Annotated in this window: 7 protein-coding genes; 6 read left to right on the forward strand and 1 reads right to left on the reverse strand. The window is 64.7% G+C overall.

Annotation, left to right across the window (positions count from 1 at the left end):
• Nucleotides 1–102 precede the first annotated feature (102 nt).
• Entirely contained in the window at nucleotides 103–798 is a 696-nt protein-coding gene (locus ACYP5B_RS51540; RefSeq protein ID WP_318234159.1) for a glutathione S-transferase family protein, read from the forward strand.
• A 24-nt stretch (nucleotides 799–822) separates the two neighbouring features.
• Nucleotides 823–1071, forward strand: coding sequence for a hypothetical protein (locus ACYP5B_RS51545; protein WP_459575236.1), 249 nt, complete (start codon nucleotides 823–825; stop codon nucleotides 1069–1071).
• 285 nt (nucleotides 1072–1356) lie between these two features.
• Here the strand turns inward: ACYP5B_RS51545 and ACYP5B_RS51550 are convergent, their stop codons facing one another.
• Nucleotides 1357–2229, reverse strand: a complete 873-nt coding sequence (locus ACYP5B_RS51550) for a LysR family transcriptional regulator (RefSeq protein WP_459575238.1) — start codon at nucleotides 2227–2229, stop codon at nucleotides 1357–1359.
• Between the two features lie 144 nt (nucleotides 2230–2373).
• Here ACYP5B_RS51550 and ACYP5B_RS51555 point away from each other — a divergent pair, with 144 nt between their 5' ends.
• The 4 genes from ACYP5B_RS51555 to ACYP5B_RS51570 all read left to right on the forward strand — a co-directional run.
• Nucleotides 2374–2796, forward strand: a complete 423-nt coding sequence (locus ACYP5B_RS51555; protein WP_318234162.1) for a VOC family protein — start codon at nucleotides 2374–2376, stop codon at nucleotides 2794–2796.
• 35 nt (nucleotides 2797–2831) lie between these two features.
• Nucleotides 2832–3527, forward strand: coding sequence for a fumarylacetoacetate hydrolase family protein (locus tag ACYP5B_RS51560; protein WP_318234163.1), 696 nt, complete (start codon nucleotides 2832–2834; stop codon nucleotides 3525–3527).
• 224 nt (nucleotides 3528–3751) lie between these two features.
• Nucleotides 3752–4543, forward strand: a complete 792-nt coding sequence (locus ACYP5B_RS51565) for an HpcH/HpaI aldolase family protein (RefSeq protein ID WP_318234164.1) — start codon at nucleotides 3752–3754, stop codon at nucleotides 4541–4543.
• A gap of 109 nt (nucleotides 4544–4652) precedes the next feature.
• A partial coding sequence (locus tag ACYP5B_RS51570) for an NAD(P)-dependent oxidoreductase (RefSeq protein ID WP_459575240.1) occupies nucleotides 4653–4995 on the forward strand: 343 nt, incomplete at its 3' end.

The raw sequence follows: 4995 nt of genomic DNA on the forward strand, positions 1-4995 counted from the left end.
TGAGCGTCAAGGGGCTTCAGTTGGGCGGCGCAAGCCGCGTCAACGAAGTGCGGATAAATCCAATGCTCAACTTTGAGCAGATTTTATGGAACAGCAAACATCATGGCCCTGACTCTCCACTACCATCCACTGTCTTCGTTCTGCCACAAGGCGCTGATCGCGCTCTACGAAAACCAGACGCCGTTTTCCGGTGTTGTGGTGAACCTTGGCGAGAAGGACTCGCGCGCCGCGTTCCTGGCGCTCTGGCCCGTCGGCAAGATGCCGGTGCTGCGCGACGACAGCCGCGACGTGACGCTGCCGGAAACCACGATCATCATCGATTACCTCGACCAGCACTACCCGGGTGCGCGAGCGCTGCTGCCGGCCGGCGACGATGAGCGCCGCGAGGCAAGGCTGTGGGACCGCATCTTCGACCTGTACGTGCACCTGCCGATGCAGAAGATCGTGGGCGACCAGCTACGGGCCGAGGCAGAGCGCGACCCACGCGGCGTGGCGGACGCGCAAGCCGCGCTGCGCACTGCCTACGACATGATCGAGCCGCGCATGGCCAGCCGCACCTGGATGGTCGGCGAGCACTTCACGCTGGCGGACTGCGCCGCGGAACCCGCGCTGTTTTATGCGGCAGTGGTGGTGCCGTTCGCGCAAACGCATCCGCACCTGGCCGCCTATTTCGAACGCCTGGTGGCCCGTCCTTCGGTGGCGCGCGTGCTGGCCGAGGCGCGCCCCTACTTCCACATGTTCCCGATCAAGAACGCCATCCCGGCGCGCTTTCTCCAGGACGAGCCACCAGTTGCCTGATCCCTTTTACACAAGTTTAGGGAGATGACGTCAGATGCCGGGCAACGCCTCTTTGTGTTTCCGGATCTCGATTTCGTGCTGGCCGTCACGGCCGGCAACTACGACACGCCGGGCCAATGGATTGCGCCCGTCGTGGCCTTGCGACAAGTCTTCCTGACCAGCCTGGCGGGTGAATGTCCGGCGATGTGCGGCTCTGTGCGTCGAATTGCCAAGCCACCCCGGCGCCGAGTGACGCACGCGGCAGTTCATCCGACCCAGTGCCGCCAGCCCTGACCGGCGACGGGCAGCGCCGCCGTTCCTAAAGCCGGGATAAGGCCGCAATGGCCTTGCTCCTCCTCGCATTGATCTCCCTTCCCGCTGCTTAAGATGCTGCCGCACCTCGCGAAACGCGATGCGGTACGGCTGAACCCAACACTTTGAGGATCCGAAGCTTTACAGGCCCGGCAGCACCCTTGCGGGTGCCGCCATTTCGTCCTGCTCGCCCCGCGTGCGCTCCCGCCGCGCGGGGCGCTTTTTTTTGCAAGCCGCGGCAAGGTTTGCGCGGCCCGGGCAAGGGCATCATTTTGCGCGCGCGGTCTCGGCAACAAGCGCATCGATCAGCGCCGCCATGGACGCGCGCTTGAGCGACGACTGCCTGACCAGCACGCCGATCTCGCGGAAGATGGGTTCACCGGGCAACGGTATCTCCACGACGTTACGCGCCGCCCGCAGCGGCACCAGCGCGGACGGAATGATCGCGCAGCCCAGCCCCTCATCGACCATGTGCAGGATCACGGCGGGCTCGTCCAGCTCCATGCCCTCTTCCACCCACAGCCGGTGCCGGCGCAGATAGCGGTCCACCAGTTGCCCGCCCATGGAATGCCGGTTGTAGCGGATGAACGGCATGGCCGCCAACACCGCTTTCAGGTCGCGCGGCGAGCCCGCCGGCGCAATGCCGACAAAGCGCTCGCGCATCAGCGGCACCCATTTGAGTTCCTGCGGAATGCCGAGCCTCGGCTTGATGAGTACCGCCACGTCGAGCTCGCGGGCATCGACCTGGGTCAGCAGCTGGGTGGACATGCCGGGGACGATGTTGACGTGCGTCTTGGGAAATCCGGCGCGAAAGCGCTTCATGGCTCCAGGCAGCAGCGTGGCCTGCACGGTGGAGACGGCGCCAAGATCCAGCGGCGTGGTGTCGGAGGCGGAATGCGCGCGGCCCTTCATGGACTCGTATAGCTCGACAAAGCGCATGGCTTCGGGCAGCAACTTGCGGCCCTCCTCGCTCAGCGCGACCGATTTGCCGGCCCGGTCGAACAACGTGCAACCAAGGTCTTCCTCCAGCCGGCGTATCTGGGTGCTCACCGCTGACTGGGTGAGGGCAAGGCGCGCGCCGGCGGCGGAAAAGGACGAGGTCTCCGCCGCCACAAGGAAGGTGCGGAAGTAACGGATCATGCGGTGATCGCCGGGAACATGGCGTGATTCATATCGAAATTTTTGATGCCGAGCACAGAAATCATTCGTTTCATATTACGACTTCTGCTGATTACAATCAAACGCAGCAGCACACCCACAACTCCACGCACAAGAGCCCCTTTGATGAGCGCAACCCCTTTGTTCCACCTGGCCTTTCCCGTCAATGACCTGGAAGAAGCGCGCCGCTTCTACGGCGAGCTCCTCGGCTGCCCTGAAGGCCGCAGCTCCAACGCCTGGATCGATTTCAATTTCTATGGCCACCAGGTCGTCGCCCACCTCGCGCCGGAAGAATGCGGCCACCGCGCCACCAGCGCCGTCGACGGCGACGAGGTGCCCGTCCGTCACTTTGGCGCAATCCTGTCCATGGATGCCTGGGAAGCGTTGGCCGAAAAGCTGCGCGCTGCCGATACGAAGTTCGTGATCGAGCCGCATGTGCGCTTCAAGGGGCAGGTCGGCGAGCAGGCGACCATGTTCTTCCTCGATCCGTCGGGCAACGCACTGGAGTTCAAGGCCTTTGGCGACATCAGCCAGGTGTTCGCGAAGTAATCCCTCCCCCGCTTTCGTCACAGACGGACCCAGACATGACCGAATTCGTTATCCAGCCCGCCGAACAGGCGAGCGTCGCCGTGGCCGGCAGCAGCGCCCGCTTTCCCATCCGCCGCGTGTTCTGCGTGGGCCGCAACTACGCCGCGCACGCCCGCGAGATGGGCAATGACCCGGACCGCGAACCGCCGTTCTTCTTCACCAAGCCAGCCGACGCCGTCGTGGCCGCCGAAGGCACGGTGGCGTATCCGCCGCTCACGGAAAACCTGCACCACGAGGTCGAACTGGTGGTGGCGATCGGCAAGGGCGGAGCGGACATCCAGCCAGAGCAGGCACTCGACCTGGTCTGGGGCTATGGCGTAGGCGTGGACCTGACCCGCCGCGACCTGCAGGACACCGCCAAGAAGATGAGCCGTCCGTGGGACTGGTCCAAGGGCTTCGATGCCTCCGGCCCGTGCGGCCCGCTGCACCCCGTGGCCAGCATCGGCCATCCCAGCGAAGGCCACGTGTGGCTCAAGGTCAACGGCGAGACGCGCCAGGAAGGCGACCTGAATGAGCTGATCTGGCCCGTGGCCGATGTCATTGCCTATGTTTCGCAGAGCGTGACCCTGGCGCCGGGCGACCTGATCTTCACGGGCACGCCGGCCGGCGTCGGCGCGCTGCAGCCCGGCGACGAAGTGACTGCCGGCGTGGCGGGTGTTGGCGAGATCGCTTTCCGCGTGGGCAAGCGTTAAGACGTATTTAATTAGTCAGACATCCTATGACGTGGCTCACCGCGAGCCATGTCATGGCCTCAGCGCGATTCCCGCCTGCCTTGGACCTCTCCGAGCGCGCTATCTCTTCCCAAACTTTCCCCAAACCGGCCTTAACCTTGCCACTTCGCTTGACGACGCGCATGCGAGGGTTATACTTGCCCCATGTTGTACGATAACCTATAAGTTAAGCCACAGGAGACACAATGCGCGAGAACCGGATCCGGAAAATGTGGGCGAACGGGCAAGCCGTCGTCAACGGCTGGCTGTCCATCCCCAGCAGCTTTGCCGCGGAGACCATGGCCCACCAGGGCTGGGACTCCCTCACCGTGGACCTGCAGCACGGCGCGCTGGACTACCGCGATGCCCTCAGCCTGTTCACGGCGATTTCCACCACCGACACCATGCCGGTGGCGCGCGTGCCCTGGAACGAGCCGGGCATCCTGATGAAGGTGCTCGACGCTGGCGCGTACGGTGTGATCTGCCCGATGATCAACACACGCGAAGACGCGCAACGCCTGGTCGCCGCCACCCACTACCCGCCGATGGGCACGCGCAGCTTCGGGCCGATCCGCGGCATGCTGTATGGCGGCCCCGACTATCCCGAGCGCGCCAACGAAACCATCGTTGTCTTCGCGATGATCGAGACCAAGCAGGGGCTGGATAACCTGGACGACATCCTGTCGGTCGAAGGGCTCGATGCGGTTTATATCGGCCCGTCCGACTTGTCGCTCGCGCTCGGTTGCCGCCCGACCTTCGACGATGTCGACCCGCCCGTCGCGGAGGCGATCGCGCACGTGGTGGCCCGCGCCAAGGCGCACGGCGTGGTCGCCGGCATCCACAACGGCGCACCGGAAGCGGCATTGCGCCGGATCGAGCAAGGCTTCCAGTTCGTCACCGTTGGGTCCGATGCGCGCCTGATGGCGGCCGGCGCCCGGCAAGTGGTGACGCAGATGCGGGACGGGCAGGCATCAGGCGGCGAAACATCGGGATACTGAGGCGGATCCCGGAAATTCAGGACAAGAGATTTGAGGCACCGGCATCGCGGTGTCCGCTGCGCAGGCATCCGGCGGCGCGGGCGATGCCATTGAGATCGACTAACGGAGAATGAAAGTGAAGCTTGGATTTATTGGCCTTGGCATCATGGGCACCCCGATGGCCGCCAACCTCATCAAAGGCGGGCACGAAGTCAGCCTGTCCAGCCGCAGCGGCGTGCCGCAATCCCTGCTGGACAGCGGCGGCGTGGCCTGCAACTCCGGCAAGGAAGTGGCCGAACGCGCGGACGTGATCTTCCTGATGGTGCCGGACACGCCCCATGTGGAAACCGCGCTGTTCCATGACGGCGGCATTGCCGCGGGGCTGAGCGCCGGCAAGATCGTGGTCGACATGAGCTCGATCTCGCCCATTGCCACCAAGGGCTTCGCCGAGCGCGTGAACGCGCTCGGCGGCC

It is taken from the genome of Cupriavidus sp. 8B (genome assembly GCF_054589115.1).

Excerpts from the sequence above, each read along its gene's own strand:
- ACYP5B_RS51540 (WP_318234159.1), top strand. The coding sequence starts at position 103 with ATGGCCCTGACTCTCCACTACCATCCACTGTCTTCGTTCTGCCACAAG.
- ACYP5B_RS51545 (WP_459575236.1), top strand. The coding sequence starts at position 823 with ATGACGTCAGATGCCGGGCAACGCCTCTTTGTGTTTCCGGATCTCGAT.
- ACYP5B_RS51550 (WP_459575238.1), bottom strand. The coding sequence starts at position 2,229 with ATGATCCGTTACTTCCGCACCTTCCTTGTGGCGGCGGAGACCTCGTCC.
- ACYP5B_RS51555 (WP_318234162.1), top strand. The coding sequence starts at position 2,374 with ATGAGCGCAACCCCTTTGTTCCACCTGGCCTTTCCCGTCAATGACCTG.
- ACYP5B_RS51560 (WP_318234163.1), top strand. The coding sequence starts at position 2,832 with ATGACCGAATTCGTTATCCAGCCCGCCGAACAGGCGAGCGTCGCCGTG.
- ACYP5B_RS51565 (WP_318234164.1), top strand. The coding sequence starts at position 3,752 with ATGCGCGAGAACCGGATCCGGAAAATGTGGGCGAACGGGCAAGCCGTC.